The 26,631-nt window shown below is 69.6% G+C and carries 25 protein-coding genes; 13 read left to right on the forward strand and 12 right to left on the reverse strand.

The genetic code is table 11. The features are described 5' to 3' along the window. Nucleotides 1-51 precede the first annotated feature (51 nt). The 3 genes from AB0H54_RS12710 to AB0H54_RS12720 are packed head-to-tail and all read right to left on the reverse strand — an operon-like array spanning nt 52 to nt 2,563. On the reverse strand, nt 52-714 hold the full coding sequence (locus AB0H54_RS12710; RefSeq protein ID WP_357345195.1) for a methionine ABC transporter permease: 663 nt from the start codon (nt 712-714) through the stop codon (nt 52-54). Beyond that, nucleotides 714-1,727, reverse strand: a complete 1,014-nt coding sequence (locus tag AB0H54_RS12715) for a methionine ABC transporter ATP-binding protein (protein WP_357345197.1) — start codon at nt 1,725-1,727, stop codon at nt 714-716. The genes AB0H54_RS12710 and AB0H54_RS12715 overlap by 1 nt, the downstream gene beginning before the upstream one ends. Next, the gene (locus AB0H54_RS12720; protein ID WP_357345730.1) at nt 1,724-2,563 is read right to left on the reverse strand and encodes a MetQ/NlpA family ABC transporter substrate-binding protein; all 840 of its coding nucleotides are present in this window, start codon (nt 2,561-2,563) and stop codon (nt 1,724-1,726) included. Before AB0H54_RS12720 ends, AB0H54_RS12715 begins: the two co-directional genes overlap by 4 nt. Nucleotides 2,564-2,871: 308 nt before the next feature. Between AB0H54_RS12720 and AB0H54_RS12725 the strand changes: the two genes are divergently transcribed. Further along, nucleotides 2,872-3,483, forward strand: a complete 612-nt coding sequence (locus AB0H54_RS12725; RefSeq protein ID WP_357345199.1) for a TetR/AcrR family transcriptional regulator — start codon at nt 2,872-2,874, stop codon at nt 3,481-3,483. A 14-nt stretch (nt 3,484-3,497) separates the two neighbouring features. On the opposite strand, the gene AB0H54_RS12730 is transcribed toward AB0H54_RS12725, so the two are convergent. Together AB0H54_RS12730 and AB0H54_RS12735 are read right to left on the reverse strand one after the other, a co-directional pair. After that, on the reverse strand, nt 3,498-4,043 hold the full coding sequence (locus AB0H54_RS12730; RefSeq protein WP_218718217.1) for a GNAT family N-acetyltransferase: 546 nt from the start codon (nt 4,041-4,043) through the stop codon (nt 3,498-3,500). Between the two features lie 15 nt (nt 4,044-4,058). Beyond that, nucleotides 4,059-4,976, reverse strand: a complete 918-nt coding sequence (locus AB0H54_RS12735) for a Ku protein (RefSeq protein ID WP_357345732.1) — start codon at nt 4,974-4,976, stop codon at nt 4,059-4,061. Nucleotides 4,977-5,085: 109 nt separating this feature from the next. On the opposite strand from AB0H54_RS12735, the gene AB0H54_RS12740 reads away from it, so the two are divergent. Beyond that, nucleotides 5,086-6,171, forward strand: coding sequence for a lycopene cyclase family protein (locus AB0H54_RS12740; RefSeq protein ID WP_357345202.1), 1,086 nt, complete (start codon nt 5,086-5,088; stop codon nt 6,169-6,171). Between the two features lie 178 nt (nt 6,172-6,349). Continuing rightward, nucleotides 6,350-8,677: an MMPL family transporter gene (locus AB0H54_RS12745; RefSeq protein WP_357345204.1), complete on the forward strand. Its 2,328-nt coding sequence runs from the start codon at nt 6,350-6,352 to the stop codon at nt 8,675-8,677. Between the two features lie 78 nt (nt 8,678-8,755). Here AB0H54_RS12745 and AB0H54_RS12750 read toward each other — a convergent pair whose 3' ends face one another. Then, entirely contained in the window at nt 8,756-9,520 is a 765-nt protein-coding gene (locus AB0H54_RS12750; protein ID WP_357345206.1) for an SDR family oxidoreductase, read from the reverse strand. A gap of 147 nt (nt 9,521-9,667) precedes the next feature. Here AB0H54_RS12750 and AB0H54_RS12755 point away from each other — a divergent pair, with 147 nt between their 5' ends. Then, nucleotides 9,668-11,299: an ABC-F family ATP-binding cassette domain-containing protein gene (locus tag AB0H54_RS12755; RefSeq protein ID WP_355275979.1), complete on the forward strand. Its 1,632-nt coding sequence runs from the start codon at nt 9,668-9,670 to the stop codon at nt 11,297-11,299. Between the two features lie 176 nt (nt 11,300-11,475). Continuing rightward, nucleotides 11,476-11,748: a helix-turn-helix domain-containing protein gene (locus tag AB0H54_RS12760; protein WP_019047730.1), complete on the forward strand. Its 273-nt coding sequence runs from the start codon at nt 11,476-11,478 to the stop codon at nt 11,746-11,748. A 7-nt stretch (nt 11,749-11,755) separates the two neighbouring features. Here AB0H54_RS12760 and AB0H54_RS12765 read toward each other — a convergent pair whose 3' ends face one another. The 4 genes from AB0H54_RS12765 to AB0H54_RS12780 form a co-directional block, all read right to left on the reverse strand. After that, nucleotides 11,756-12,715, reverse strand: a complete 960-nt coding sequence (locus AB0H54_RS12765) for an MvdC/MvdD family ATP grasp protein (protein WP_355275975.1) — start codon at nt 12,713-12,715, stop codon at nt 11,756-11,758. A 13-nt stretch (nt 12,716-12,728) separates the two neighbouring features. Next, nucleotides 12,729-13,148: a hypothetical protein gene (locus AB0H54_RS12770; RefSeq protein ID WP_355275973.1), complete on the reverse strand. Its 420-nt coding sequence runs from the start codon at nt 13,146-13,148 to the stop codon at nt 12,729-12,731. 284 nt (nt 13,149-13,432) lie between these two features. Then, complete coding sequence (locus AB0H54_RS12775) at nt 13,433-13,849, reverse strand: acyl-CoA thioesterase (RefSeq protein ID WP_357345209.1); 417 nt, start codon at nt 13,847-13,849, stop codon at nt 13,433-13,435. An 84-nt stretch (nt 13,850-13,933) separates the two neighbouring features. Beyond that, nucleotides 13,934-14,356 (reverse strand): cupin domain-containing protein, encoded by a 423-nt coding sequence (locus AB0H54_RS12780; protein ID WP_357345734.1) that lies wholly within the window; start codon nt 14,354-14,356, stop codon nt 13,934-13,936. A gap of 137 nt (nt 14,357-14,493) precedes the next feature. On the opposite strand from AB0H54_RS12780, the gene AB0H54_RS12785 reads away from it, so the two are divergent. Both AB0H54_RS12785 and AB0H54_RS12790 read left to right on the forward strand, forming a co-directional pair. Further along, nucleotides 14,494-14,988, forward strand: a complete 495-nt coding sequence (locus AB0H54_RS12785) for a MarR family transcriptional regulator (protein WP_355275969.1) — start codon at nt 14,494-14,496, stop codon at nt 14,986-14,988. 459 nt (nt 14,989-15,447) lie between these two features. After that, nucleotides 15,448-16,269, forward strand: a complete 822-nt coding sequence (locus tag AB0H54_RS12790; protein ID WP_357345211.1) for an SDR family NAD(P)-dependent oxidoreductase — start codon at nt 15,448-15,450, stop codon at nt 16,267-16,269. 156 nt (nt 16,270-16,425) lie between these two features. Here AB0H54_RS12790 and AB0H54_RS12795 read toward each other — a convergent pair whose 3' ends face one another. Together AB0H54_RS12795 and acnA are read right to left on the reverse strand one after the other, a co-directional pair. Continuing rightward, nucleotides 16,426-16,992: a TetR/AcrR family transcriptional regulator gene (locus tag AB0H54_RS12795; RefSeq protein WP_019047713.1), complete on the reverse strand. Its 567-nt coding sequence runs from the start codon at nt 16,990-16,992 to the stop codon at nt 16,426-16,428. 134 nt (nt 16,993-17,126) lie between these two features. Then, nucleotides 17,127-19,925, reverse strand: coding sequence for an aconitate hydratase AcnA (gene acnA / locus AB0H54_RS12800; RefSeq protein ID WP_355275966.1), 2,799 nt, complete (start codon nt 19,923-19,925; stop codon nt 17,127-17,129). 296 nt (nt 19,926-20,221) lie between these two features. Here acnA and AB0H54_RS12805 point away from each other — a divergent pair, with 296 nt between their 5' ends. The 6 genes from AB0H54_RS12805 to fabG1 all read left to right on the forward strand — a co-directional run bounded on the left by AB0H54_RS12805 (nt 20,222) and on the right by fabG1 (nt 26,596). Beyond that, nucleotides 20,222-20,782 carry a DUF6676 family protein gene (locus tag AB0H54_RS12805; RefSeq protein WP_357345214.1) on the forward strand — a complete coding sequence of 187 codons (561 nt, stop codon included), beginning with the start codon at nt 20,222-20,224 and terminating at the stop codon, nt 20,780-20,782. Between the two features lie 324 nt (nt 20,783-21,106). Then, the gene (locus AB0H54_RS12810; RefSeq protein ID WP_357345216.1) at nt 21,107-22,471 is read left to right on the forward strand and encodes an NlpC/P60 family protein; all 1,365 of its coding nucleotides are present in this window, start codon (nt 21,107-21,109) and stop codon (nt 22,469-22,471) included. Nucleotides 22,472-22,647: 176 nt separating this feature from the next. Next, nucleotides 22,648-23,814 carry a MoxR family ATPase gene (locus tag AB0H54_RS12815; protein ID WP_355275961.1) on the forward strand — a complete coding sequence of 389 codons (1,167 nt, stop codon included), beginning with the start codon at nt 22,648-22,650 and terminating at the stop codon, nt 23,812-23,814. 29 nt (nt 23,815-23,843) lie between these two features. Continuing rightward, the gene (locus tag AB0H54_RS12820) at nt 23,844-24,794 is read left to right on the forward strand and encodes a DUF58 domain-containing protein (protein ID WP_355276014.1); all 951 of its coding nucleotides are present in this window, start codon (nt 23,844-23,846) and stop codon (nt 24,792-24,794) included. After that, on the forward strand, nt 24,791-25,795 hold the full coding sequence (locus AB0H54_RS12825; RefSeq protein WP_218716512.1) for a VWA domain-containing protein: 1,005 nt from the start codon (nt 24,791-24,793) through the stop codon (nt 25,793-25,795). Before AB0H54_RS12820 ends, AB0H54_RS12825 begins: the two co-directional genes overlap by 4 nt. A gap of 84 nt (nt 25,796-25,879) precedes the next feature. Then, the gene (fabG1, locus tag AB0H54_RS12830; protein WP_355275959.1) at nt 25,880-26,596 is read left to right on the forward strand and encodes a 3-oxoacyl-ACP reductase FabG1; all 717 of its coding nucleotides are present in this window, start codon (nt 25,880-25,882) and stop codon (nt 26,594-26,596) included. Nucleotides 26,597-26,631: the final 35 nt, after the last annotated feature.

A 26,631-nucleotide genomic window follows, 5' to 3' on the forward strand; every position in this document is an offset into this window, starting at 1 on the left:
GGGGTGCGGATCGAATCGATCCGCACCCCGTTCTCTTACCCACCGATATTCTCAGCGCCGCAATACCTTCCGGGCCAGCCAATTGCCGAAGAACTGCACACCCTGCACGCCGGCGATGATGATCAGCGTCGCCACGATCGTGACTTCCCAATCGAATTGCTGATAGCCGTAGACCAGCGCGAAATCGCCGAGTCCGCCGCCGCCGACCGTGCCCGCCATGGCGGAGATGTCCACGATCGAGATGACCACGAAGGTATAGCCGAGGATCAGCGGCCCGAGCGCTTCCGGAATCAGCAGCGTGAGAATGATCCGCAGCGGACCGGCCCCGACGGCGCGCGCTGCCTCGAGCACGCCCGGATCGACCGTCACCAGATTCTGTTCCACGATCCGGGCGATGCCGAACGACGCCGCGACGATCATCACGAACAGCGCCGCCTCGGTCCCGATCGTGGTGCCGACGACCTCGAGAGTGACCGGACCCAGCGCCGCCAGCAGGATGATGAACGGAATCGGGCGCACCACGTTCACCAGCACATTGAGCACCAGGTAGACCGGCGCGTTCGCCAGCAGCCCGCCCCGGCGGGTGGTGTAGAGCGCGGTGCCGAGCGCCAGCCCGATCACCCCGGCCACGACGAAGGTCACGCCGACCAGATAGACGGTGGTCCCGATCGCCTCGAACAGCGTGGGCTGCAGCTTCTCCCAGTTGGTCTCCATCAGCTCGCCTTCCGCTCCAGGTCGGCGACCACGCGGTCGAGCGCGTCGTCGGGGCCGTGCAGCGCCAGCGTGATGCTGCCGAACGTCTTGTCCTGCAACGTGCTCACCCCGCCGTAGACGATCTCGAAGCGCACGTCGGCGGCGGTCGCGGCGGCCAGCGCGGCGCCGATCCCGCTGTCGTCGTCGATGTCGACGGTGACCAGCCTGCCGCCGTGCAGGTCCCGCAGGCGCGCGAGTTCGGCCGCGTCGGGCCGGTTGTGCAGCACGGTGGCCACGAACGACCGGGTCGGCGCGGCCCGCGGCGCCGCGAAGACGTCGAAGGTGGGCGACAACTCGACGATCCGGCCCTCGGCCAGCACCGCCACCCGGTCGGCGACCGCGCGGATCACGTCCATCTCGTGGGTGATCACCACGATGGTCACCCCGAGCTCGGCGTTGATCTTCTTCAGCAGCCGCAGCACCTCGGCGGTGGTCTCCGGGTCCAGCGCCGAGGTCGCCTCGTCGGCGAGCAGCAGCGACGGCGAGGTCGCCAGTGCCCTGGCGATGCCGACGCGCTGCTTCTGCCCGCCGGAGAGCTGGTCGGGGTAGGCGCGCGCCTTCTCGGTGAGACCGACGAAGTCGAGCAGCTCGGCGACGCGCGCCTTGCGTTCGGCGCGCTTCCAGCCCGCCACCTTGAGCGGATATTCGATATTGCCCGCGGCCGTGCGCGAGCGGAACAGATTGAACTGCTGGAACACCATGCCGATATCGCGGCGCAGGGTGCGCACCGCCGACTCCGGCACCCCGGTGATCGGGGCGCCGGAGACGGTGATCGTGCCCGAGGTGGGCTTCTCCAGGGCATTGATCAGCCGGACCAGGGTCGACTTGCCCGCCCCGGAGTAGCCGATCACCCCGAAGATCTCGCCCGCCTCGATCCGCAGATCGATGTCGTCGAGCGCGACGTGCCGCTCGGCGCCGCTGCCGAAGACCTTGCTGACCGAACGGAATTCGACCGCGGCGTCGGGTGCGCTCACTTGTTCGCGCGGATGCCCTGCTGCACCCGGTCGAGGATCTGCTCGAGCTCGGGGCCCGGGCGGGTCACGGCGACCGCGGTGTTCTTGGTGACCTCCGCGTGTGCGGCGGCCACGGCCGGGTCCTTCCAGATCTCGACCAGTTTCAGGTAGGTCGGGTCGGTCTTGTCCTCGGCCCGCGTCACGATCACGTTGATGTACGGCTCGGCGGCCGGGTTCTTCGGATCGTCCTTGTAGAGCGCCGAATGCGGATCGATCCCGGCGCGGTCCAGGAAGGTGTTGTTGATCACCGAGCCGTCCACCGAGGCCAGCGACAGTGCCGTCTGCGCGGCGTCGACCGGGGTCACCGTCACCTTGGAGGCGCCCTTGTCGATGTCGGCGGGGGTCGGCTGCGCGGAGGTGCCGGTCAGCTTCAGCAGCCCGGCGGCCTGCAGCACGAACAGCGCGCGGGCCTGGTTGGTCGGATCGTTGGGGATCGCGATCTGACCGCCGGCCGGGATGTCGGCCAGCGCCTTGTGCTTCTTGGAGTACAGGCCCAGCGGCACGATGTAGGTCGCGCCGATCGGGGTCAGCGTGTCCGAACTCGCCACGTTGTACTGCCCGAGGAACTGCAGGTGCTGGAACAGGTTGACGTCGATCTGCTTCTGCGACAACGCGGCATTGGGCTGCTTGTAGTCGGAGAAGCTGGTGATCTTCAGGGTGATGCCCTGCTCCTTGGCCTTCTGCTCGAAGACGTCCCAGGCCTTGTCCCTGTCGGTGGTGCCGATGCGCACCACGGTGCCGGAGTCCGCGTCGTCCGAACCGCACGCCGTGAGGGTGAGGGCCGCGGTTGCTACCAGGACCGGGATCGCCAGTACCCGCCGGAATTTCACTTGATGCTCCCGAATTGCTCGCTGAGGATGAACCCGGTCATCCAAGCCGCCGTTCGTACGCCGAAACAACGGTTTGCGTTGCCTCGAGCGAAACCCTCGGCAACTCCTGGACGTGCGACTACTTTGCGGACGATGCGAGTTCTGCGCCGTCTGCGGCCGGGATACTCGAGACCGACGACCCGGCCGATCCGCAGGCGATGCCGCGTGAGCTGGAGGCGAGGTTCCGCGAGGAGGGATCGCCGCATACGAGAATCGGAGTTTCGTATGCTGCGAGCATGAGGACGTCGAAATCAGCGGGCGGACGCCCCCGCGAGAGCCGGGTCGACACCGCGATCGCGGCGGCGGTGACCGGGGTACTGGCGGAGTCCGGGTACGCGGCGCTCACCGTCGACGCGGTGGCGGCGCGGGCCGGGGTGAGCAAGGCGACGATCTACCGCCGCTTCGCCACCAAGCAGGAGATGACGTTCGCGGTCGTGTTGCACGACCTGGACGAGGCCCCGCCCGCCGACACCGGCACACTCGAGGGTGACCTGGGCGCGCTCATCGAGCGGATCGGCGAGCAACTAAGTCGCTCCGGCTCCGACGTGATGACGGGGCTGCTCGCCGATATCCGGGCTGACGCCACGCTGACCGAGCGCTTCACCACCACCTACCTGGCGGTGGAACGCTCCGTCATCGGCGAGCTGCTCGACCGCGCGATCGCCCGCGGCGACCTGACCCGGCGCCCCGATCCGGCGATCACCCAGGCGCTACTGCTCGGTCCGCTGTTCGCCTGGATCGTCGTGCTCGACGAAGATCCCGCGCGCGCACCCGAACTCGCGCGCATCGTCGCCCGGATGGTCAGCGACGCGCTCGCGGCGGGCGTGGTGCCCGCCGATCCGTCCTAGCGACGGCGCTCCGCTCAGCGGCGTGGGTGCTCCACCGACAAACGGCCGCGCCGGATGAGGTCGTGGCGGGTGGTGGCCGACATCGGCGGCAGCGGCTGCTCGCCGCCCGCCTCGTCGGGGTTCGGGCGCACGAGCAGGGTGACGGTCGCGGCGGGCACGAAGCCGGTGCTGGTCATCAGCGCGGCCGAGGCGCTGTTGCGGTCCTCGACATCGGTGACGATATGGCGGGCGCCGCGCGCGAACAGCGCCTCCGAGCACACGTTCACCAGCCGCCGCGCGATGCCGTGCCCCTGCATGTCGGGGGCGACCGCGATCCATTCCAGATACGCCCAGTCGTCGCGGTGCTCGAATTCCATCGAGCCGAGCACGAAGCCGACGACCCGATCGGAGTCGAGGGCGACCCAGCAGGCGTTGTCGGGGCTGTCCAGATGCTCGGCGACCGCCGTGAGCGACCACGAGGTGTAGGGCTTGGTGGTCGTGTCGAACACCTGGTGGCCGAGGTCGAGGACTTGCCGCAGATGTCCCAGCCCCATCGGCACGACAGCGATCGAGGAGTCCATGCGGGCCAGTCTGCCCTATGCGCCCTTGCGCGCCGCGGTCTTGCCGTCCGTGGATTTCTTCGCCGCGGCTTTGCGTGGCGCGGCTTTCTTGGCCGGCGCTTTCTTCGCCGCCTTCTTCGCGGGCGCTGGTGCCGCGTCGGCGTCGCGGCGACCGCTGGCCTCGAGGCTGCGCTGGAGCGCCGCGACCAGATCGACGACCTCGGCATCGGGTTGTTCGGCGGGTTCGGCCGAGGCGGCGGTCTCGACCTTGCCGGATCCGCTGGCGATCGCCTCGTCGAGCAGTTTCTGCAATTCGATCTGGTATTCGTCGGTGTATTCGGTGGGATCGAAATCGCCCGACATCGACTCGACCAGGGTTTCGGCCATCTTCAGTTCCTGCGGGCGCGGCGCGGGGGCGTCGTCGAGGGCGGGGAAGTCGACGGCGCGCACCTCGTCGGGCCACAGCAGGGTTTGCAGCACGAGCACGCCGTCGCGTACCCGCAGCGCCGCGAGCCTGGTCTTCTGCCGCAGCGTGAAGTGCACCAGCGCGGTCTTGTCGATGCGTTCGAGCGTGGCGGCCAGCAACTGATAGGCCTTGGGCGTGGCCGAATCCGGTTCGAGGTAGTAACTCTTGTCGAACAGCACCGGATCGATCTGCTCGGAGGGCACGAATTCCAGCACCGGGATCTCGTGTTTCTCCGCCGCTGGGAGTTTCGCGAAATCGGCGTCGGTGAGCACGACCTGGTCGCCGTCGGCGGAGACGTAGGCCTTGTCGATGTCGGAATACTGGACGGAATTGCCGCACACCTGGCAGACACGGTCGTATTTGATCCGGCCGCCGTCCTTGGCGTGGACCTGATGGAACCGAATATCGTGGTCCTCGGTCGCGGTGTAGACCTTGACCGGGACATTGACCAGCCCGAATGCGATCGAGCCCTTCCAGATCGATCTCATTTCCCCATGATGGCCGATAGATCGCGCGGGGGCGAGCCGACGCCGCCGAACCGGTGCCCGGCCGTGACGCGGCGGTGCTTGAAATAGCGGCGTCTGATCCAATCGACGGGTGCACGCCGAGGTGATCATCTGCGGACTCGGCCCCGCGGGCCGGGCGGTGGCCCATCGCGCCCTGGCCCACGGCCTGCCGGTGACGGCAATCGACCCGCACCCCGAGCGCGGCTGGACGCCGACCTACGCGGCCTGGGCCGACGAACTCCCGGACTGGCTGGACCCCGCCGTCGTCGCCGCGACCGTCGACCGGCCGACGGCCTGGGCGGTGGGGGAGCACCGGCTCGAGCGCGCGTACCAGGTGTTCGACACCGCGGCGTTGCAGCGCTCGCTGACCCTCGACGGCGCGCGGGTGATCGCCGACCGAGTCGTCGACCTGGACGCGCGCACCGTGCGCACGGCCGCAGGACGGACACTGACCGGCCGGGTGCTCGACGCGCGCGGCCTGGCCCGATCGCCGCGCCGGGCCGAACAGACCGCCTACGGGATGATCCTGCGCCGCGACACCCTCGCCCCCGATCAGCCGACGCTGTTCATGGACTGGCGCCGCGACAACGGCACCGGCCCCGACGATCCGCCGTCGTTCCTCTACGCGGTCCCGCTCGGCCCGGACACGATCCTGGTCGAGGAGACCTGCCTCGCGGGTAGACCCGCGCTCGATCCCGCGGTCCTGCGCGAGCGGCTGGAATATCGGCTGCGCGCCCGCGGCATCGCGTTCGCCGGGACGGAACCGGTCGAGCGGGTGCGTTTTCCGGTGCAGGGCGGTACCCCCGGCCGGGGGCGGATCGGGGCGGCGGGCGGGATGACCCACCCCGCCACCGGCTACAGCGTGGCGGCCGCGTTGCGCGCCGCGGACACCGTCGCGGTGGGCGGCACGCCCTGGACCGCACAGGCGCGGGCCGTCGCCGCCCTGCGCCGGGCCGGGCTGCGCGCGCTGCTCGCGCTCCCGCCCCGTGACCTGCCGATCTTCTTCGAGGCGTTCTTCGCGCTCCCCGCCCCGCTGCAGCGCGCGTACCTGTCCGGGAACGCCGATCTGCGCGGTACCGCGGCGGCGATGCGGGGGCTGTTCGCCGCGCTCCCACCGCGTCTGCGCCGCACGCTCGCGACCTCGGTGGCCGGAGTCGGCGGGCGAGCAACCGCCTAGCGTCCGCGGGGTCGGCCCGAGGCCCGGCGGCGCCGCCACGAAGTTGCTACCATCGCCGAGCGAACGCGCCGACCCGCCAACAGATTCGGGCCGACGAGGCGGACCGGCCGGGAGTTCCCCCAGCCCCGCGCGTCGACGTGCGTGCCGCCCAGTTGCGTGACTAGTTAGGGGAATATCGGTGTTCGAATTCACCAAGCGGCGCAGCCGCTGGGTGCTCGGCGTGTTCGCGGTGCTCGCGGTGGTGCTCGGCGCACTCGGCGCCACGCTGTTCGAGCGGGTGGAGGGCGGCGGATACACCGACCCGGACAGCGAATCCGGCCGGGCGCTGACGGTACTGCGCGACGAGTTCGGGCAGTCACCGCCGAACCTGCTGCTGCTCGTGGAGACCGAGTCCTCGGTGGAGGACCCCGAATCCACCGCGGCCGCCACGGCCCTGGTGGCCAACCTGCAGGAACGGCCCGGCGTCACCGACGTGGCCTCCTACTGGACCACCCACCAGCCCGCGCTGCGCAGCGTCGACGGCAAGCAGGGCCTCATCGTGGCCAGCGTGCTCGGCACCGAACGCGAGATCGACGACCGCGTCGCCACGATCGCCGACGAGCTCAGCGGCACCCACGGGACGCTGCAGGTCAGGGCTGGCGGCTTCGCCATGCTCATGCACGAGACCGTCGAACAGGGCAAGGCCGACATCGCCAAGGGTGAGGCGATTGCCTTCCCGCTCACGCTGATCGCGCTGCTGTTCGTCTTCGGCGGACTGGTCGCCGCGAGCCTGCCGCTGCTGGTCGCGTTCCTCACCGTGGTGACGACCATGGGCGCGCTGTGGGTGCTCACCCTGTTCACCCCGCTCTCGGTCAGCGCGACCAATGTGGCCACGCTGCTCGGTCTCGGTCTCGCCATCGACTACAGCCTGCTGATCGTCAACCGTTATCGCGACGAACTGTCCGAGGGCCGCACCCCGGCCGGTGCGGTGGCGACCACCCTGCGCACCGCGGGGCGCACCGTCGCGTTCTCGGCGCTGACCGTCGCCGTCGCGCTCGCGGGCCTGCTGTTCTTCCCGCTGCTCGCCATCCGGTCGATGGGGTACGCGGGCATCGTCGTCGCGGCGCTGGCCGCGACGGTCTCGCTGACCGTGCTGCCCGCCACCCTGCTGCTGCTCGGCACCCGCATCGACAAGGGCCAGATGGGCTGGTGGTTCCTGCGGGCGCCGCGCCCGGCCCCCGGTGAGGGCGCCTGGCACAAGCTGGCCACCGCGGTGATGCGCAGGCCGATCCCGATCGGCCTGGCCGTGACCGCGCTGCTGCTCATCCTGGGCGCGCCGTTCCTCGGCGTGCAGCTCGGCTTCCCCGACGAGCGGAGCCTGCCCGCGTCGATGCCGTCGCGCCAGGTCACCGAGATCGTGCAGGCCGACTTCGGCGAGAGCGATCAGAACCCCCTCGTCGCCGTGCTGCCCGAGAGCGCGTACAGCGCGGCCGGAGTGGACGCCATCGCCCGGCAGATGTCGGATCTGGCGCACGTGCGCCGGGTCGACACCGCGACCGGCAGCTACGCCCAGGGCGGTCTGCTCGCCGGTCCCACCGCGGCCAACGCCCGGTTCCGGGCGGATCGGGCCGTCTACCTGTCGATCGTGCCCACCACCACCGAGAGCGCGGCGCTGGCGGACCTGGTCGGGCAGGTGCGGGCCGTCGAGACCCCGAGCGAGCTGCTGGTCGGCGGCGTGCCCGCCGCCAATGTCGACTCCATCGGTGCCATCGAGGACGCGCTGCCCTGGGCGCTCGGCTTCGTGGTGATCGTGATGCTGATCGTGCTGTTCGCGCTCACCGGCAGCGTGGTGCTGCCGGTGCTCGCGGTGGTGCTGAGCGCGCTCAGCCTGACCGCGACCTTCGGCGCGCTGGTGTGGATCTTCCAGGACGGGCACCTGTCCGGGCTGCTCGGCTTCACCGTCACCGGCGATCTGGCCGCGACGGTGCCGGTGATGCTGTTCGCCGCGGCGTTCGGCCTGGCGATGGACTACCAGGTGTTCCTGCTCTCGCGCATCCGCGAGGAGTACGACCGGACCGGTAAGAACGACACCGCCGTCGCGCTCGGCCTGGAACGGGTCGGCCGCATCGTCTCCGCCGCCGCGGTCCTGATCTCGGTGGTGTTCCTCGGCTTCCTGGCCTCCGACATCACCTTCATGAAGGCCTTCGGCATCGGCCTGCCGCTGGCGGTCATCGTCGACGCCACCCTGGTGCGCGGGTTCCTGCTGCCCGCCGCGATGAAGGTGCTCGGCGACGCCAACTGGTACGCGCCGGAATTCCTGCGCCGCCTGCACGATCGGTGGGGCCTGGACGAGGGCGGCGCCGGCCGGTCGCTGAGTCACGATGTCCCCGTGCGTGATCCGCTGGGCGTCACCACCGGCAGGCCGGTGGCCGACGCCGAACCGCTGGTCAACGATCCGCTCGCGCGCGCCGAAGCGGCCCGCGCCGAGGAGGGCCTCGCCGCCGCCGGACGGGAGTCCACGGACTGACCCCGGCGACGTAGTTCCGCTGGGCGGCATCGGTATCCATGCGACACCGATGCCGCCCTGGGCGTGTGCGGGGGTGGTTCAGATACCGCCGGTGGCGAGCAGACCGCCGTCGACCCGGACGCAGTCGCCGGTGATCCAGGCGGCCTCGTCGGAGACCAGGAACGCGATCAGCCTCGCCACGTCCTCCGGGACGCCGAGGCGCTTGAGCGGGTAGACGCTCGCGGCGCGGTCCTCGTCGGCGGAGTACAGGGCGTCGGCGAACTTGGTCTTCACCACGCCCGGCGCCACCGCGTTGACGCGGATGTTCGGGCCCAGCTGCCAGGCCAGTTCCTCGGTGAGCCGGATCAGCGCCGACTTGGAGGCGCCGTAGGCGGAGATGACGCCCGAGGACCGGATCCCGGCCACGCTGGCCACATTGACGATCGCGCCGCCGTGCTCGGCCATCCACGCCCGGTAGGCCTGCTGGACGTAGCCGAGCGAGGCCACCACGTTGACGTCGAAGATCTTGCCGACCGCGCCCAGGTCGGCGTCCATCAGCGCGCCGTAGACCGGGTTGATGCCGGTGTTGTTGACCAGGATGTCCAGCGAACCGAACTCCGCGACCGCCCTGGCCACGGCCTCGGCGCGGGCATCGGCGTCGCCCGCGTTGCCGGCGAGCGCGCTCACCTGCCCCGTGTGCCCGAGCGCCCGCAGCTCGGTCGCCGCGGCCTCCAGCGGCTCGGGCTTGCGCGCGGTGATCAGCACGTTGGCCCCCCGGCGCAGGAGTTCGGCGGCGGTGGCGAGGCCGATGCCGCGGCTCGCTCCGGTGACGAGGGCGGTCCTGCCAAGTAGATCGGTAGTCATGCGACGAGAGTAACCACGCTCACACCCGGCGGCGCCGGTTCGGCCGCCGCGTCGGCGGACGGTAAAATGGGTGGTTCTTGCCGAGGCCGACGGTGCACGATGGGTCGGTTCGGCGTCACCATTCTGTGCGACACGAGGAGAAGCCCTGTGATCACGGCGACCGACCTGGAGGTCCGGGCCGGAGTCCGCACCCTGCTCGCGGCCCCCGGGCCGGCGCTGCGGGTGCAGTCCGGCGACCGGATCGGACTGGTCGGCCGCAACGGCGCCGGCAAGACCACCACCCTGCGCATCCTCGCGGGGGAGGGTGAGCCGTACGCGGGCAAGATCACGCGCTCCACCGAGATCGGCTACCTGCCGCAGGACCCCAAGGAAGGCGATCTCGACGTGATCGCCCGCGACCGGGTGCTCTCCGCGCGCGGCCTGGACACGCTGATCCGGGACATGGAGAAGCAGCAGGCGCTGATGGCCGAGGTCGTCGACGAGAAGGAACGCGAGAAGGCGATCCGCAAGTACGGCCGCCTCGAGGATCAGTTCTCCTCGCTCGGCGGGTACGTCGCCGAGAGCGAGGCCGCGCGCATCTGCAACAGCCTCGGCCTGCCCGACCGGGTCCTCGGCCAGCAGCTGCGCACCCTCTCCGGTGGTCAGCGCCGCCGGATCGAGCTGGCCCGCATCCTGTTCTCGGCCTCCGACGGTTCGGGTGGTCGCTCCGATCGCATCCTGCTGCTCGACGAGCCGACCAACCACCTCGACGCCGACTCCATCACCTGGCTGCGCGGGTTCCTGCAGAACCACGACGGTGGCCTCATCGTGATCAGCCACGATGTCGAACTGCTCGAGGCCGTGGTCAACAAGGTGTGGTTCCTCGACGCGGTGCGCGGCGAGCCCGACGTCTACAACATGGGCTGGAAGAAGTACCTCGACGCCCGCGCCACCGACGAACAGCGACGCGTCCGCGAGCGCGCCAACGCCGAGAAGAAGGCGAGCGCGCTGCGGCAGCAGGCCGCCAAGCTCGGCGCCAAGGCCACCAAAGCCGCTGCGGCACACCAGATGGTGCGCCGGGCCGAGCGGCTGATGGCCGAGCTCGACGACGTGCGCGTGGCCGACAAGGTCGCCCGCATCCGCTTCCCCGAGCCCGCGCCGTGCAGCAAGACACCGCTCATGGTGAACAACCTGACCAAGCTCTACGGGTCGCTGGAGATCTTCACCGGCGTCAACTTCGCCGTCGACAAGGGCAGCCGCGTCGTGGTGCTCGGCCTCAACGGCGCGGGTAAGACGACCATGCTCAAGCTGCTGGCCGGCGTCGAGACGCCGACCTCCGGCGGTGTCGAACAGGGCCGCGGCCTCAAGGTCGGCTACTTCGCCCAGGAGCACGACACCCTCGACGATCAGGCGACGGTGTGGGAGAACATCCGGCACGCGTCCCCGGACGCGGGCGAGCAGGAGCTGCGCAGTCTGCTCGGTGCCTTCATGTTCACCGGCCCGCAGCTCGAGCAGCCCGCGGGCACGCTGTCGGGCGGTGAGAAGACCCGGCTGGCGCTGGCCGGGCTGGTGTCCTCGGCGGCCAACGTGCTGCTGCTCGACGAGCCGACCAACAACCTCGACCCGATCTCGCGTGAGCAGGTGCTGGAGGCGCTGCGCACCTACGCGGGCGCCGTCGTCCTGGTGACCCACGACCCGGGCGCGGCCGAAGCGCTCAACCCCGAACGCGTCATCCTGCTGCCGGACGGCACCGAGGACCACTGGTCGAAGGAATACGCCGAGCTGATCGACCTCGCCTGAGCCGTCGGGGGGCGTGCGGCGGTCGCGCCGAGGCCGTGACGGCGGTGTGTCGCGCGTGAAACGCTGTGTCGGGAGGGAACTCGCGGCACTCGCGTGAGTTTCATCACTGTTTTCGTTGATCACCGACTCCGGAGTGTCTAGCCTGGAATCAGCTGCTCGGCGACTCGGAGGAAGCCATGAGCGACAGTGCGAGACAGGCCGCTAGGTCGGCCAAGGGCAAGACGACGATCGGCAAGGCCGCGCTGGGAAAGGGCACCCGGGTCACGGGCAAGTCCCGCGACCGGCTGCAGTCCCAGCTGAAGAAGCAGTACGAGGCGGGCGCGAGCATCCGCTCACTGGCCAGGGCCACCGGCCGCTCGTACGGCTTCATTCACAATGTGCTGGTCGAATCGCACGTCGAGTTGCGCGGCCGCGGCGGCGCCAACCGGCGCAAGAATCCGGCCGACTGAGGCGCGCTCACCACCCGGGGACGGCACCGTCCCCGCGCACCAGCAGGTTCGCCAGGCTGGCGAACAGCGGCAGGCCCGTCTTGATCTCGAGATAGGCGAACTGCCCCTGCGGATTGACCTCGAGGAAGTAGTACTCCCCGTCGGTGCCCAGTCGCAGGTCCACGACGCCGAAGCTCAGCCCGAGGGCGCCCATCAGGGTGGCCAGCGACTTGCTGACCGGGGCGGGCAGCCGGTCGCGGGCGAAGCCGACCGAGGTGTCGAGCCGGGAATCGACCCGGCCGACGCCGGCCTGCGAATCGATGCGCACCGACCACTCGATGCCGTCGACCCACACCACCCGCAGATCGCAGCTGGCCTCGACGTAGTCCTGGAACGTGGTCGGGGTCGACCGGATCGTGCCGAGCCTGCTCAGCTCCGGCCTGGTGATGATCCTGGTCTCGGAGAACTCGCCGCGCCCGGTGCCGGTGCGCTTGTACACCACTGGGCCGGAACGGGATTCGACGAAACTGCGGGCTTCGTCCGGGTCGTTGGTGATCAGGGTCTCCGGTATGGTGAACCCGGCGCGCTGCGCGGTCTCGAGCTGGACGATCTTGCGGCTGGCGGTGCGCTCGGCGGCCGGATCGTTGACCCAGTACGCCGGGATCGACCACAGCATGCCCTGCAGGAACCCGTCGCACTCGGCCTGGCGGAACTCGTCGTCGGCGGCGCGCACGCCGTGCGGCACCTGGCACGGATGCGGCCTGCGCCACCAGACCGCGCGCACGTCGTCGAGCCCGTGGACATGGGCGAGCGCGCGGTTGGTGCCTGCCTTGTCGAGCCGGAAACTGCCTGTCTCCCTGGGGAAGTCGCGCAGATCGAGCCGGATCGGGTCGAGCCCGTGGTGTTCTCGCAACGTGGCGGCCAGCGCATCGGCGTGCAGGTCGTCTGTTTCGGAGACGATGAGCACCGCGTCGGTCGCGCGTTCCATGACCGTGGGCCGTTCAGTCGAGGCTGTCGCAGTTGAGGCCGTCACGGAAGGTGAACGTGGCGCCGGTGACGCCGCCGCGCTCCGCGATCCGCAGCTTGGTCGCCCAGGTGCGAGTGGCCTGGGCCAGCAGATCGTCACCGAGTGCCTCGGACGGATCGGGCGCCAGCGTGATCGGGCGGTCGACCAGTTCCACCCGCATCCGGCGGGTGAAATCGGCGGTCGCGCCGGGCCGGATGTCGACCCGCACCTGCCGTTCCCCGGCGGCGGCGCGGTCCTCGGTAAGCCGTACGACATCACGCCGGTCGAAGGTCCACGTGCCACCGTCGACCCGGACCGAGATGTCGCGATCGGACTCGGCCACCAGCAATCCGCGCAAGGCGGGGCCCCGATCTCGGGACGACGCGGTAGCGGGGAGGTGGATGGCGTCGGTCATGGGCACTCACTCCGATCTTCTCGTCTGCTCGCGATTTGCCAGAACCCCCGAAGGTGCTACGGATCATAGCGCGCGAGCGCGTCGCGCCGAGCCGGTTCGCGAGATTTGCGGAGCCCCGGGCAAACCGCCGAGCGGCGCGTGATCGCCTAGCGGGGAGAGAATTTCGGGCAACTCAGCCGGGGATCGCCCCGTCGCATCGGCAATCGATCAGCAAACGATGGTGGAGACGGCGACGGCCCGCATCGCCGCGAGATTGCCGGCGATCCGGGCCGTGTCGGGACGTGTCAGAGGCCGAGGAGCTCCGGGCGCTCGGCCAGCCCGCGGAAGTGCTCGGCCGGGTTGGGGACCAGCTTGCGCGCGGTCAGATCCATCGCGCCCGCCACCACGGTGATCTCGGCGGACACCGTGCCGTCGAGTTTGATGATCTGGTGCTGGAAGCGGAAGACTTTGCCGCCGTCCCACTCGCAGGCGGCCGTCACGGTCACCTCGTCGCCGCCGCGCAGCTCGCGCCGGTACTTGATCGTCGACTCGAGCACGACCGCGCCGATCCCGGTGGCGAGGAACTTGTCCTGCGGGATGCCCGCCGCCCGCATCAGTTCCCAGCGGGCGTGCTCGCCGTACTGGTGGTAGACGGCGTGGTTGAGATGACCCTGGGTATCGAGCTCGTAGCCGCGGACGAGGACCGGTACGGAGAATGTCATACGGCGTATAACCGGCGGCTTCGCCACGATTGTTCCCGCCGCGCCTGCAATCTGTGACACAGACCGACAGGTTCGGTATGACGGTCAGCGGCGCTGCGCGGCGCGTTCGGCCCGCCAGGCGGGGGCGTCGACGAAGTGGTTGTCGAATTCGTCCTGGGCGGCGAGGAATTCGTCGTGCGTCGCCTCGCCGCGGATCAGGCGGTCGAGCAGGCGGAAGTACTCGAATCGCTGCACGCCGGGCATCAGGGCGATGAGGATGCGGGCGCCGCTGTCGGGAGTGGCGCCGAAGGCGTGCGGCATGTGCCGGGGAACCACCAGCGAGCCGCCGGCGCCGACGGTGAGGATGCGGTCTCCCGCGAGGACCTGGAGTTCGCCGTCGGCGACGTAGAACAGCTCGTCGGAGCGGGTGTGGAAGTGCGGTGCCGCGCCGTCGGCGCCCTGGGCCATGGTGACCTCCAGCGTGCTGACGGTGCCGTCGCTGGCGTCGGCGTCGGTGAGCAGGCGCATCCGCACGGCGTCGGTGCCGAGGGTCTCCGCGTCCTCGGGGAGGCAGAGGGCGATGTCGCGAGCGTTCGTCATGGCCATTCCATTCGCTGGTTGATAGTTCGCTGCCAAACTATATCGCAGCGAATAGAATCGTGTCCATGGATGATCCGGATGCCGTCGACGCCATCGCCGCCCAGTGGCGCCGCGAACGCCCCGACCTCGACCTGGCCGCGATGGCCGTCTTCGGACGGCTCGGCAGGCTGATGGTCGTGGCGACGGCCCGCATCGAGGCCGTGTTCACCGCGCACGGCCTGCAGCGTGGTGAGTTCGACGTGCTTGCGGCGCTGCGACGTTCGGGCGCGCCGTGCGAGCTCAACCCCTCGGTGCTCGCCGATACCCTGATGCTCTCGCGCGCCGGGATGACCGGGCGGATCGATCGGCTGGAAGCGGCCGGGCTGGTGCGCCGGATCGCCGATCGGGCCGACCGCAGGGCGGTGCGGGTCGCGCTCACCGAGGAGGGGCGCGCGCTCGTCGACGTGGTGGTCGCCGCGCACACCGAGAACGAGACACGCATGCTGTCGGTGCTCGACCCCGCCGATCGGGAATCGCTGGATCGCATCGCCCGCATCATGCTGAGAAGCCTCGGCGACTAGCCGATCCCGACCCGCGCAACGTCTCGCCTCGCACATCCCGCCGAGGGCAATCCGGGTGCAAGGGAAACGTCAAACCGGGGTGCGACATCTTGCCCGGTGTGGTGCGCGCCGGTTGTATGACTGGCATGACCGCGACTTCGGGTGCAGTGCTCCAGCGCTGCACGTGGTGTGGCGGTCATCTCGTGCCGTCCGCGCTGGAGCTCGTCGGCTTCGGCAGTGAGGACGAGCCCCCGAGTCCGGCGGCCTGACCGCCACCGCGCCGTCGGCGCGGTTCATCACCGAGCACCACCGATGCCATGTGGCAGTCGTCGGCTCCCCGCCGCGTGCTGCCGGTCCGGTTGGCTGTACCCGGTCCCCCTGCATCTTCATCCGAGTCACCGTGCGTGCTGCCGGTGGCCGAATTCCACTGTGCGCATGCGGCTTTCGTCCGCCCTGCGCCCCTTTTCCGATGGGAGAACAATGTCTGCATCCGTACCTGGTGACCGGCTGGTCCTGGTCACCGGTGCCGACGGCCGCCTCGGCTACTCGACCGCCCTGCGGTTCGCCGCCGAAGGCGCGTCGCTGATCCTGCACACCCACGATCGGCACAACGCCGAACGCACGCTCGACCGCTTGGTCGCCGACGGGATCGACCCGCGCTCCATCCGCATGGTGACCGCCGACTTCCGGCGGCTCGGGGAGGTCGACGAGCTCGCCACGCGGCTGTGCGCCGAGCTGCCCGCGCTCGATGTCCTGGTGAACGCCGCGTCCGTCCCCGGCGCGCCCGGCCGCACCCACACCGAGGACGGCTTCGAGCTGACCCTGCAGGTCAATTATCTGGCACCGCAACGTCTGACGATGGCGCTGGTCGACGCGCTCGCCGCCGCCCGCGGCCGGGTGGTCAGTGTGACGTCGCGGATGCACGTCGGCGGGAACATCGACTACTCCGACCTGGACCGCAAGCGTGGGATCTACGCTCCCACCGCGGTCTACGCGCAGTCCAAGCTGGCGCTGACCATGTTCACCCGCTCGCTCGCCGAGACCGGACCGGGTGGCCTCACCGCGGTGAGTGTGCACCCCGCCGAGTTCGAGATCGATATGCCCTACCTGCGTTCCCACGTCGATGCGCCGCTGGAGGAGGCCGCCGAGGTCATCGCGGCACTGGCCGATCCCGCGTTCCCGGTCCTCGACGGCGGCTATTACGTCGGTACCGAATCCGCCATACCCGCCGGGCTGGTCCGCAATTCGCGGGCTCGCACACGACTGGCCGCCTGGTCCAACGGACTGCTGGTGACCGCCTGATGTCCAAGCGCGCATCCAAGAAGCGGGCCCGCCGCAAGAAGAAGGCCAACCACGGCAAACGGCCGGGAGCCTGACCGAATACCCGGTGCCTGCCACTGCACAGTGCCACCGCCGCATCGTTCCCGGAAGAACGGTGCGGCGGTTCGGGTTTCGGCCTCAGTCGCGGCGGCGGACCGAGGCTTCGACGAGATCGAGGACGGCGGAGAGGTTGTCGTCGGTGTGGCCGGAGGCGATCCGGGCGATCAAGCCGTCCAGCACGAGGTCCAGGTAGCCGAGCAGGACGTCGGTGGGGACGTCGTCACGCAGCGCGCCCGCGGCCTTGCGGCGTTCCAGGCGGGCCAGGGTGGCCGCGGTGAGCTCGGCCGAGCGCTGGGTCCAGCCCGCGCGGAACTCGGGGTCGGTGCGGACCCGGCGGGCGATCTCGAGCCGGGTGCCCAGCCAGTTGAATTCCTCGGGGCGGGCGAGCATGTCGCGCATGACCTGCACGATGCCCTGGTTGGCCGCGACCTCGGCCATGCGCTCGGCGTCGTCCTTGGCCAGGGCGAAGAACAGCGCGTCCTTGTCGCGGAAGTGGTGAAAGATGGCGCCGCGCGAGAGGCCGATGGCCTCTTCCAGACGGCGCACCGTGGCGCCGTCGTAGCCGTATTCGGCGAAGCAGCGCCGTGCGCCGTCGAGGATCTGGCTGCGGCGGGCGGCGAGGTGGTCGTCGCTGACCTTGGGCATGAGTCCTCCAACGGGGAATACACGGACCCCCGCCCCGGAACTCCGAGACGGGGGCTGTCGCGAACAGGGCATCCGTGACCGGATGCCCGTGTGGTGCAGCATCATTCGATACTGCACCACCGGACACCGAGGTGTTAGCCGCGGATCATGTTGCGCAGGACGTACTGCAGGATGCCGCCGTTGCGGTAGTAGTCGGCCTCACCGGGGGTGTCGATGCGGACGACCGCGTCGAACGTGGTGACCTTGCCGTCTTCCGCGGTGGCGGTGACCTTGACGGTCTTCGGGGTGACACCCTCGTTGAGGGCGGTGATGCCCTCGATGTCGAAGGTCTCGGTGCCGGTCAGGCCCAGCGACGCGGCCGACTGGCCGGCCGGGAACTGCAGCGGCACAACGCCCATGCCGATGAGGTTGGAGCGGTGGATACGCTCGAACGACTCGGTGATGACGGCCTTCACGCCCAGCAGGCTGGTGCCCTTGGCGGCCCAGTCACGCGAGGAGCCCGAACCGTACTCCTTGCCACCGAGCACGACCAGCGGGATGCCGGCGGCCTGGTAGTTCTGCGAGGCGTCGTAGATGAACGCCTGCGGGCCGCCCTCGAGGGTGAAGTCGCGGGTGTAGCCACCCGAGACGTCGTCGAGCAGCTGGTTGCGCAGCCGGATGTTGGCGAAGGTGCCGCGGATCATCACCTCGTGGTTACCACGACGCGAGCCCAGCGAGTTGTAGTCCTTGCGGGCCACACCGTTGGCGTCGAGGTACTGCGCGGCGGGGGTGCCGGGCTTGATCGGGCCCGCCGGGGAGATGTGGTCGGTGGTGACCGAGTCGCCCAGCAGCGCCAGGACGCGGGCGCCCTTGATGTCGGTGACCGGGCTCGGCTCCATCGACATGCCGTCGAAGTACGGCGCCTTGCGGACGTAGGTCGACTTCTCGTCCCACGCGAAGGTGTCGCCCTCCGGGGTGGCCAGGCCCTGCCAGCGGGCGTCGCCGTCGAAGACGGTGGCGTAGGAGTTGCGGAACATGTCCTGGCTGATCGACGCCTTGATGGTGTCGTCGATCTCCTGGGCCGAGGGCCAGATGTCCTTCAGGAAGACGTCGTTGCCGTCGGTGTCCTGGCCGAGGGCGTCGGTCTCGAAGTCGAAGTCCATGGTGCCCGCGAGCGCGTACGCGATGACCAGCGGCGGGGAGGCCAGGTAGTTCATCTTCACGTCGGGGGAGATACGACCCTCGAAGTTGCGGTTACCCGACAGCACGGCGGTGACCGAGAGGTCGTTGTCGTTGATCGCGGCCGAGATCTCCTCGGGCAGCGGGCCGGTGTTACCGATGCAGGTGGTGCAGCCGTAGCCACCGACGAAGAAGCCCAGCTTCTCCAGGTAGGGCCACAGGCCGGCCTTCTCGTAGTAGTCGGAGACGACCTGCGAGCCCGGCGCCATGTTGGTCTTCACCCACGGCTTGGTCGACAGGCCCTTCTCCACCGCGTTGCGGGCGAGCAGGGCGGCGCCCAGCATGACCGACGGGTTGGAGGTGTTGGTGCAGGAGGTGATACCCGCGACCACGACGGCGCCGTGATCGAGGACGAAGTCACCGCGCTCCTCGGAGCGCACCTCGACCGGCTTGGACGGACGGCCGTTGGCACCCTTGGCGGCCGAGTGGGCCGGGGTGTAGGTGTCGTCGGCGGCGTTCGCGGACACGGCGACCGAATCCGACGCCGGGAAGGACTCCTCGCCGGCCTCGTCCAGCGCGGTGAGCTCGCCCTCGCCGACGTAGTTGACGATGTCGGAGCGGAAGGCGGCCTTGGAGTCGCTGAGCAGGATGCGGTCCTGCGGGCGCTTCGGACCGGCGATGGACGGCACGACGGTGCCCAGGTCCAGCTCCAGGTATTCCGAGTACGCGGGCTCGTTGTCGGCGTTGTGCCACATGCCCTGTTCCTTGGCGTACGCCTCGACGAGCGCGAGCTGCTCGTCGGTGCGGCCGGTCAGGCGCAGGTAGTTGATGGTCTCCTCGTCGATCGGGAAGATCGCCGCGGTGGAGCCGAACTCGGGGCTCATGTTGCCCAGGGTGGCGCGGTTGGCCAGCGGCACCTCGGACACACCGGCGCCGTAGAACTCGACGAACTTGCCGACGACGCCGTGCTTGCGCAGCATGTCGGTGACGGTGAGCACCACGTCGGTGGCGGTGACGCCCGGCTTGATCTCACCGGTCAGCTTGAAGCCGACGACGCGCGGGATCAGCATGGAGACCGGCTGGCCCAGCATCGCGGCCTCGGCCTCGATGCCACCCACGCCCCAGCCCAGCACGCCCAGGCCGTTGACCATGGTGGTGTGCGAGTCGGTGCCCACACAGGTGTCGGGGTAGGCCTGGCCGTTGCGGACCATGACGGTGGGGGCCAGGTACTCGATGTTGACCTGGTGGACGATGCCCATGCCCGGGGGGACGACCTTGAAGTCGTCGAAGGCGCCCTGGCCCCAGCGCAGGAACTGGTAGCGCTCGCCGTTGCGCTCGTACTCGAGCTCGACGTTGCGCTCCAGCGCGTCGGCGCGACCGAAGACGTCCAGGATCACCGAGTGGTCGATGACCATGTCGGCGGGGGAGAGCGGGTTGACCTTGCTCGGGTCGCCGCCGAGGGTGGTGACGGCCTCACGCATGGTGGCGAGGTCGACGATGCAGGGCACGCCGGTGAAGTCCTGCATGATCACGCGCGCGGGGGTGAACTGGATCTCGACGCTCGGCTGCGCCGAGGGGTCCCAGTTCGCGATCGCGCGGATGTGATCGGCGGTGATGTTGGCGCCGTCCTCGGTGCGCAGCAGGTTCTCCGCCAGCACCTTCAGGGCGTAGGGCAGCTTCTCGGTGCCGGGAACAGCCGAGAGACGGAAGATCTCGTAGGAGTTGCTTCCGACCTCGAGCGTGCCCTTGGCGCCGAAGGTATCAATCTTCGTCACGTCAGCTCCACTCATGTGTGAGGGTGTGCCGCCGGCGGGGCTGTGCCGGCGACTCGCGTCTTCGGAGGGGGTTCCGGCGCCGTGAGATGCCGGTTTCCTCGCCGTACGAGCCTAACAGTACGCTTGTCCTATGAAATACGCGGGGGCGGTTGGGTGTGCCGTGCGACCATGTCCGCGCGCACCGTCGGCTACTGTGCCAGTCGAGCGAGTCGGGGAATGACGCGTTGACGCTCACCCTGCAGTGTTGGATGCCCGTCGCAACGTAGGCGGCCGAGGCTCGACAGACCGGATGGAAGATGACCGTCTTGCACACCTTTGCGCCGATGGCCGCGGAACTGCCGCCGAATACCGTGCTGAGCAGTGTCCGGTCCGATCTCGCCGACAATCATGTCGCCGCTCCCAAGGGCGTGAACCAGGAGAAACTGGCGGCGATCGTCGCCGAGGCGCGATCCGAGGGGATCCCGCTGAGCGTCGTCGTCGTTCCCGGTAACCCCGGCCACGACTCGAGCCTACGTGACCTGGCCACCGAGGTGGGTAAAAGCACGCAGGGCACCGTCGCGGTCTTCAGTGACGATTGGGTCGGCACCTACAGCGACGGCATCAGCCGGGTGCGGCTGGAGTGGGCCGAGGACGCCGCCAAGTACAAGGGCAACCATCCCGAGGAGGCCCTGCAGGCCTTCGTCGGACGGCTCGAGGAGCCCGAGGGGGTGTCCTGGGGGCTGATCACGGCCGTGCTGCTGGTGCTCACCGCGCTGGTGATCGCCGGCCTGTACCTCGTGAAGGTCCGTCGCGGTCCCGATGCCGACGCGCGGGATTCGGTCGCCTCGGCGCCCCGCGGCACGGGATCCCCCGAGTAACAGGTTTCCCTTTCGTCACATTTCCAGACCTCTGGTCTGTTTTTGGCGTGCAATCCTGTCGTCGATAAGGCTAACTCCGGGCTATCGGAAAATTACACCCCTGTCATCCTGTGGCTGATGTTTCCTTTGTGAACTATGTGTCGTACGGTTGCGGTGATCGCGATCGTGAAAGCAGTGGTACAGGGGGCATTGGTCGACTCCTGTGGTCGATGGGTGGGCTGATGCGCCGGTGGCGTAGGTCGAGTCGAGTCACTCGGAGGTGCCGTGCGCGGTGCGGGCAGGCAGGACGAACCAGGTCTATTACGGGTAGCGGCAGGATTGCTGATGGCGCTGGCCGTCCTCGCGAGTGCGGGACCGGTCGCGGCGGTGCCACCGCCGCCGCCGAATCCCTCCGACGGTGAGATCGCGGGCGCTGGCGCCCAGGTCGACGCGCGGGTCGGCGAGATCGGCGTGCTGATCAATAGAGTCGCCGCGGCCGATCAGCAGTTACGGGCCCTCGACGATGTGCTCGCCGCCAAGCGCGAGGCGGTCAACCAGGCGCTGGTCGACCTGCAGACCGCGCGCGACGCCGCCGACGCGGCCGCGGCCGCGGTCACCGATTCCCAGGCGCTGCTGGCCGACGCGGGCGCGAAAGTCGGTGTGGCCCGCCAGGATTTCGATCAGCTCGCGACCCAGGCCTACGTGCGGCCGGTGAACAGCTCGGTCGTCACCTATCTGGCCTCCTCGACACCCGACGCCGCGATGGACCGCGCGCAGGTGCTGAGCATGGTGTCGAAGAACCAGCGCCAGGTCCTCGACGAGCTGCGCCGCACCCAGATCGCGCAGGCCAACCAGAACGCCGCCGCCCGGCAGGCCAAGGCCGACGCCGACAGCGCCGCCGATGCCGCCGAACAGCAGAAGAACGTCGCCCAGAACGCGGTGGCCGTCGCCAAATCCGAATACGACAGCCAGACCGTCACCCGCGACAACCTGCAGCGCGATCGCGCCGCCGCGCAGTCCGCGCTCGACGTCGCCCGGCAGACCGTCGCGGGCCTGCAGAGCCAGCGCGAGGTATTCCTGGCCTGGGACGACCAGCGCAAGGCCGAGGTGACCGCGCTGCTCGCCGCCGCCAACGCCGCCGCCCAGCGCGCGGCCGCCGACCAGGCGGCCCGCGACCGCGCCGCCAAACTCGGCGAGGGCCAGCGCCCGCACACCGAGCTCGAGTCCACCCCGGCCTCGCCGCGCAAGACCCAACCCAAACCGACGAAACCGCAGGTCACCGGATCGGCCGCGATCGAGACGGTGATCGACCGGGCGATGTCGCAACTCGGCGTCACCTACGCCTGGGGCGGCGGGGACGAGGACGGACCCACCCTCGGCATCCGCGACGGCGGCACCGCCGACGCGCACGGCGACTACAACAAGGTCGGCTTCGACTGCTCGGGCCTGATGCTCTACGCCTTCGCCGGTATCGGCGTCTCCCTGCCGCACTACAGCGGTTATCAGTACAACGCCGGCACCCGCGTCGACGTCGAGGACCGCGAACGCGGTGACATGCTGTTCTGGGGACCGGGCGGTAGCGCGCACGTCGCGCTCTACCTCGGCAACGGGAAGATGATCGAGGCTCCCGAATCCGGTGATGTCGTGAAGATTTCGCCGGTCCGCGAGGACGGCATCATGCCGTACGCGGTCCGCATCGTCACCGAATGAGCAGGTATCGTCGCTGGTAGTGGCCGGTGAGGCCGCCCGGGCTCGCGATCGGCCGACGCGCGTGAGCCCCGTCACCGTCATGACGAATTCCGGTCTACTCCCGGCCGGTTGCGGCATACCGGGCGATTACCTGGAATAGTTGGGGCGGCACGCACAGGACCAAAGCGAAAGCGGGGATGTTGGTGACTTCGACGGAAGGTGTGAGCGGGCCGAAGCTGGCGAAGGACGCCGGTACGGCAACGCCGAGCACCCTGGAGCGTGACGTCCAGACTCTCGAGAAGGCGATCTACGAGGTCAAGCGGGTCATCGTCGGCCAGGATCGCCTGGTCGAGCGGCTGCTCGTCGGCGTGCTGTCGCGCGGCCACGTGCTGCTCGAGGGTGTGCCCGGTGTCGCGAAGACGCTCGCCGTGGAAACCTTCGCCAAGGTCGTCGGCGGCTCGTTCTCGCGCGTGCAGTTCACGCCCGACCTGGTGCCCACCGACCTCATCGGTACCCGCATCTACCGTCAGGGCCGCGAAGAGTTCGACACCGAGCTCGGCCCGGTCGTCGCGAACTTCGTCCTCGCCGACGAGATCAACCGCGCCCCGGCCAAGGTGCAGTCCGCGCTGCTCGAGGTGATGGCCGAGCGCAAGCTGTCGATCGGCGGCAAGACTTACCCGATGCCCGATCCGTTCCTGGTCATGGCGACCCAGAACCCGATCGAGAGCGAGGGCGTGTACCCGCTGCCCGAGGCCCAGCGCGACCGCTTCCTGTTCAAGGTCGTCGTCGACTACCCCTCGGTCGAGGAAGAGCGCGAGATCATCTACCGGATGGGCGTGACCCCGCCGGAGCCCAAGCAGGTCCTCGCGCCCGAGGACATCATCCGGCTGCAGAAGCTGGCCGCCAACGTCTTCGTGCACCACGCGCTGGTCGACTACGTGGTCCGGGTGATCACGGCGACCCGCACCCCCGCCGAGTTCGGCATGCCCGATGTCGCCAGCTGGATCTCCTACGGCGCCTCGCCGCGTGCCAGCCTCGGCATCATCGCCGCCGCGCGCGCCGTCGCCCTGATCCGCGGCCGGGACTATGTCGTTCCGCAGGATGTCGTCGAGGTGATCCCGGACGTGCTGCGGCACCGTCTGGTGCTGTCCTACGACGCGCTCGCCGACGAGGTCACCCCCGAAGACGTGATCAAGCGCGTGCTGCAGACCGTCGGCCTGCCGCAGGTCGCGCCCCAGGCGGTCGGTGGCCAGGCCGCGCCGCAGCAGCCCGCGGTGCCCCAGCCGCCCGCCCAGCAACAGCCCGTGCCGCAGCCGGTGAACGGGCAGCAGTCCCAGCCCGCCGGCCACGTCGCGCCCCAGTGAGTGCGCCGGAACCCGTTGTCCGCGTGCCCATGTCGTCCCACGCGCCGCCGTCGTTCCGGGCCGGTGAACTGACCGACCCGAAGCTGTCCGCCGCGCTCAAGACACTCGAACTGACGGTGCGGCGCCGCCTCGACGGTGTCCTGCACGGCGACCACCAGGGCCTCATCCCCGGTCCTGGCTCGGAGCCGGGCGAGGCGCGCCTGTACCAGCCGGGTGACGATGTGCGGCAGATGGATTGGTCGGTCACCGCCCGCACCACCCATCCGCACGTGCGGCAGATGATCGCCGACCGCGAGCTCGAGACCTGGCTCGTCGTCGACCTGTCGTCGAGCCTGGACTTCGGCACCGGCCGGGTGCAGAAGCGCGATCTCGCGATCGCGGCCGCCGCGGCGATCACGCATCTCACCTCCGGCGGCGGCAATCGCATCGGCGCCGTCGTCGCCACGGGCCAGGACCTGGTGCGCATCCCCGCGCGCAGCGGTCGCCTACACGCCCAGACCATGCTGCGCGGCATCGCGACCACCCCGCACGCCCGCGACGGTGTGCGCGGTGACCTCAAGGCGGGCATCGAGTCGCTGCGCCGTCCGCAACGCAAACGCGGTCTGGCCGTGGTGATCAGCGACTTCCTCGGCGACGTCGACTGGCAGCGCTCGCTGCGCGCGATCTCGGCGCGCCACGACCTGCTCGCGGTCGAGGTGCTCGACCCCCTCGATGTCGCGCTGCCCGACGGCGGTGACGTGGTGCTGCACGATCCGGAATCGGGTCGCACCCGCGAGTTCAGCGTCACCCCCACGCTGCGGGCCGATTTCGCGGCCGCCGCGCAGGCCCAGCGCGCGCAGGTGCAGCAGGCGCTGCGCAGCTGCGGCGCGCCGGTGCTGTCGCTGCAGACCGATCGGGACTGGATCGCCGACGTGGTCCGGTTCGTGTCCACCCGGCGCCACAGCCTCGGCGCCCCGAGCGGGCGGGTGCCTCGCCAGTGAGTATTTCGCATTTCACGGCCGTCGTCTGGCTCGGTTTCCTGGTCGTCGTCGCCCTGCTGGTGCTCGGCTATGTGCTGGTCCAGCGGGCCCGGCACAAGCGGATGCTGCAGTTCGGCAACATGTCCGTGCTCGAGCGGGTCGCCCCGTCGCGACCCAGCCCGATGCGGCACGTGCCGATCGCGCTGATCCTCGCCGGCCTGGTGCTGCTGACCGTCGCCGCCGCCGGACCCACCGCCGTGCAGAAGGTGCCGCGCAACCGCGCGACCGTCGTGCTGGTGATGGACGTGTCGCTGTCGATGGAGGCGACCGACGTGGAGCCGAACCGGCTGCAGGTCGCGCAGAAGGCCGGTAAGGAATTCGTCGACGGCCTGACCCCGGGCATCAACCTCGGTTTCGTCACCTTCGCCGGTACCGCGTCGGTGATGGTGTCGCCGACGACCAACCGCGAGGCCGTCAAGCATTCGATCGACAACATCAAGCTGGCCGAGCGCACCGCCACCGGCGAGGGCATCCTGACCGCCCTGCAGTCGATCGACACCCTGGCCGCCGTGCTCGGCGGCGCCGAGACCCCGCCGCCCGCCCGCATCGTGCTGATGTCGGACGGCAAGCAGACCGTGCCCGACGACAAGGACGTCGACAACCCGCGGCACGGCTTCACCGCGGCCCGGCTGGCCAAGAACAAGAACATCCCGGTCTCCACGATCTCCTTCGGCACCGAATGGGGCACCGTCGAGATCCCGGATTCCGACGGCAAGGGCTCGCAGCGGGTGAAGGTGCCCGTGGACAACGCCTCGCTCCAGGAGATCGCCAAGCTGTCCGGCGGCGAGTTCTACACCGCCTCCTCGCTGGCCGAACTGCGCGCCGTCTACGACACCCTCGAGGAACAGATCGGCTACGAGACCACCCGTGGCGACGCGAGCAGGCCGTGGCTGCTGCTCGGTATGTTGTTCGTCGCCGCCGGCGTCGTGGTCAGTTTGCTCTATCGTCAACGCCTGCCCTAGCACGCCTCGCCCCGCGTTGTGAGCCGTCGCAGTGCCGCGACCCTGACGCGGGGCACACGAACCGGAACAGATAGGTTGGACCCTATGTCGAACGTCACATCCCGCTCGGTCCTGGTGACCGGTGGTAACCGCGGAATCGGTCTCGCGGTCGCCCAGCGCCTGCTCGCCGACGGCCACAAGGTCGCCGTCACGCACCGCGGATCGGGGGTGCCGGAGGGTCTGTTCGGAGTGAAGTGCGATGTCACCGACAGCGAGTCGGTCGACCGGGCGTTCACCGAGGTCGAGGAGCACCAGGGTCCGGTCGAGGTGCTGGTGGCCAACGCGGGCATCACCGACGACACCCTGCTGATGCGCATGACCGAAGAGCAGTTCACCAAGGTCATCGACGCCAACCTGACCGGCGCGTTCCGCTGTGCCAAGCGCGCCAACCGCGCGATGCTGCGTGGCCGCTGGGGCAGGATGATCTTCCTGGGTTCGGTCGTCGGCATGAGCGGCCAGGCCGGTCAGATCAACTACGCATCGTCCAAGGCCGGTGTCATCGGTCTGGCGCGTTCGGTGACCCGTGAGCTGGGTTCGCGTTCGATCACCGCCAACGTGGTCGCGCCCGGTTTCATCGAGACCGATATGACCGCAGAGCTGCCCGACGATCTGAAGGAGATGGCGAAGAAGTTCATCCCGCTGCAGCGTCTCGGCCAGCCCGAGGACATCGCCGCGGTGGTCAGCTTCCTCGCCTCCGAGGACTCCCGCTACGTCTCCGGTGCCGTCATCCCGGTCGACGGCGGCATGGGCATGGGTCACTGACCCGCTAACGGATCGCACCGCGCCGCCGACAATCC

The sequence above is a fragment of the Nocardia sp. NPDC050718 genome (genome assembly GCF_040654235.1).
GTDB lineage: Bacteria > Actinomycetota > Actinomycetes > Mycobacteriales > Mycobacteriaceae > Nocardia.

Coding starts and splice junctions, on each gene's coding strand:
- AB0H54_RS12730 (WP_218718217.1), bottom strand. CDS start 4,043: ATGGACTCCTCGATCGCTGTCGTGCCGATGGGGCTGGGACATCTGCGG.
- AB0H54_RS12725 (WP_357345199.1), top strand. CDS start 2,872: ATGAGGACGTCGAAATCAGCGGGCGGACGCCCCCGCGAGAGCCGGGTC.
- AB0H54_RS12780 (WP_357345734.1), bottom strand. CDS start 14,356: ATGCGCCTGCTCACCGACGCCGACGCCAGCGACGGCACCGTCAGCACG.
- fabG1 (WP_355275959.1), top strand. CDS start 25,880: ATGTCGAACGTCACATCCCGCTCGGTCCTGGTGACCGGTGGTAACCGC.
- AB0H54_RS12820 (WP_355276014.1), top strand. CDS start 23,844: ATGTCGTCCCACGCGCCGCCGTCGTTCCGGGCCGGTGAACTGACCGAC.
- AB0H54_RS12775 (WP_357345209.1), bottom strand. CDS start 13,849: ATGACATTCTCCGTACCGGTCCTCGTCCGCGGCTACGAGCTCGATACC.
- AB0H54_RS12805 (WP_357345214.1), top strand. CDS start 20,222: ATGACCGTCTTGCACACCTTTGCGCCGATGGCCGCGGAACTGCCGCCG.
- AB0H54_RS12815 (WP_355275961.1), top strand. CDS start 22,648: ATGTTGGTGACTTCGACGGAAGGTGTGAGCGGGCCGAAGCTGGCGAAG.
- AB0H54_RS12790 (WP_357345211.1), top strand. CDS start 15,448: ATGTCTGCATCCGTACCTGGTGACCGGCTGGTCCTGGTCACCGGTGCC.
- AB0H54_RS12810 (WP_357345216.1), top strand. CDS start 21,107: ATGGCGCTGGCCGTCCTCGCGAGTGCGGGACCGGTCGCGGCGGTGCCA.
- AB0H54_RS12765 (WP_355275975.1), bottom strand. CDS start 12,715: ATGGAACGCGCGACCGACGCGGTGCTCATCGTCTCCGAAACAGACGAC.
- AB0H54_RS12750 (WP_357345206.1), bottom strand. CDS start 9,520: ATGACTACCGATCTACTTGGCAGGACCGCCCTCGTCACCGGAGCGAGC.
- AB0H54_RS12785 (WP_355275969.1), top strand. CDS start 14,494: ATGGATGATCCGGATGCCGTCGACGCCATCGCCGCCCAGTGGCGCCGC.
- AB0H54_RS12710 (WP_357345195.1), bottom strand. CDS start 714: ATGGAGACCAACTGGGAGAAGCTGCAGCCCACGCTGTTCGAGGCGATC.
- AB0H54_RS12795 (WP_019047713.1), bottom strand. CDS start 16,992: ATGCCCAAGGTCAGCGACGACCACCTCGCCGCCCGCCGCAGCCAGATC.
- AB0H54_RS12735 (WP_357345732.1), bottom strand. CDS start 4,976: ATGAGATCGATCTGGAAGGGCTCGATCGCATTCGGGCTGGTCAATGTC.
- AB0H54_RS12760 (WP_019047730.1), top strand. CDS start 11,476: ATGAGCGACAGTGCGAGACAGGCCGCTAGGTCGGCCAAGGGCAAGACG.
- AB0H54_RS12770 (WP_355275973.1), bottom strand. CDS start 13,148: ATGACCGACGCCATCCACCTCCCCGCTACCGCGTCGTCCCGAGATCGG.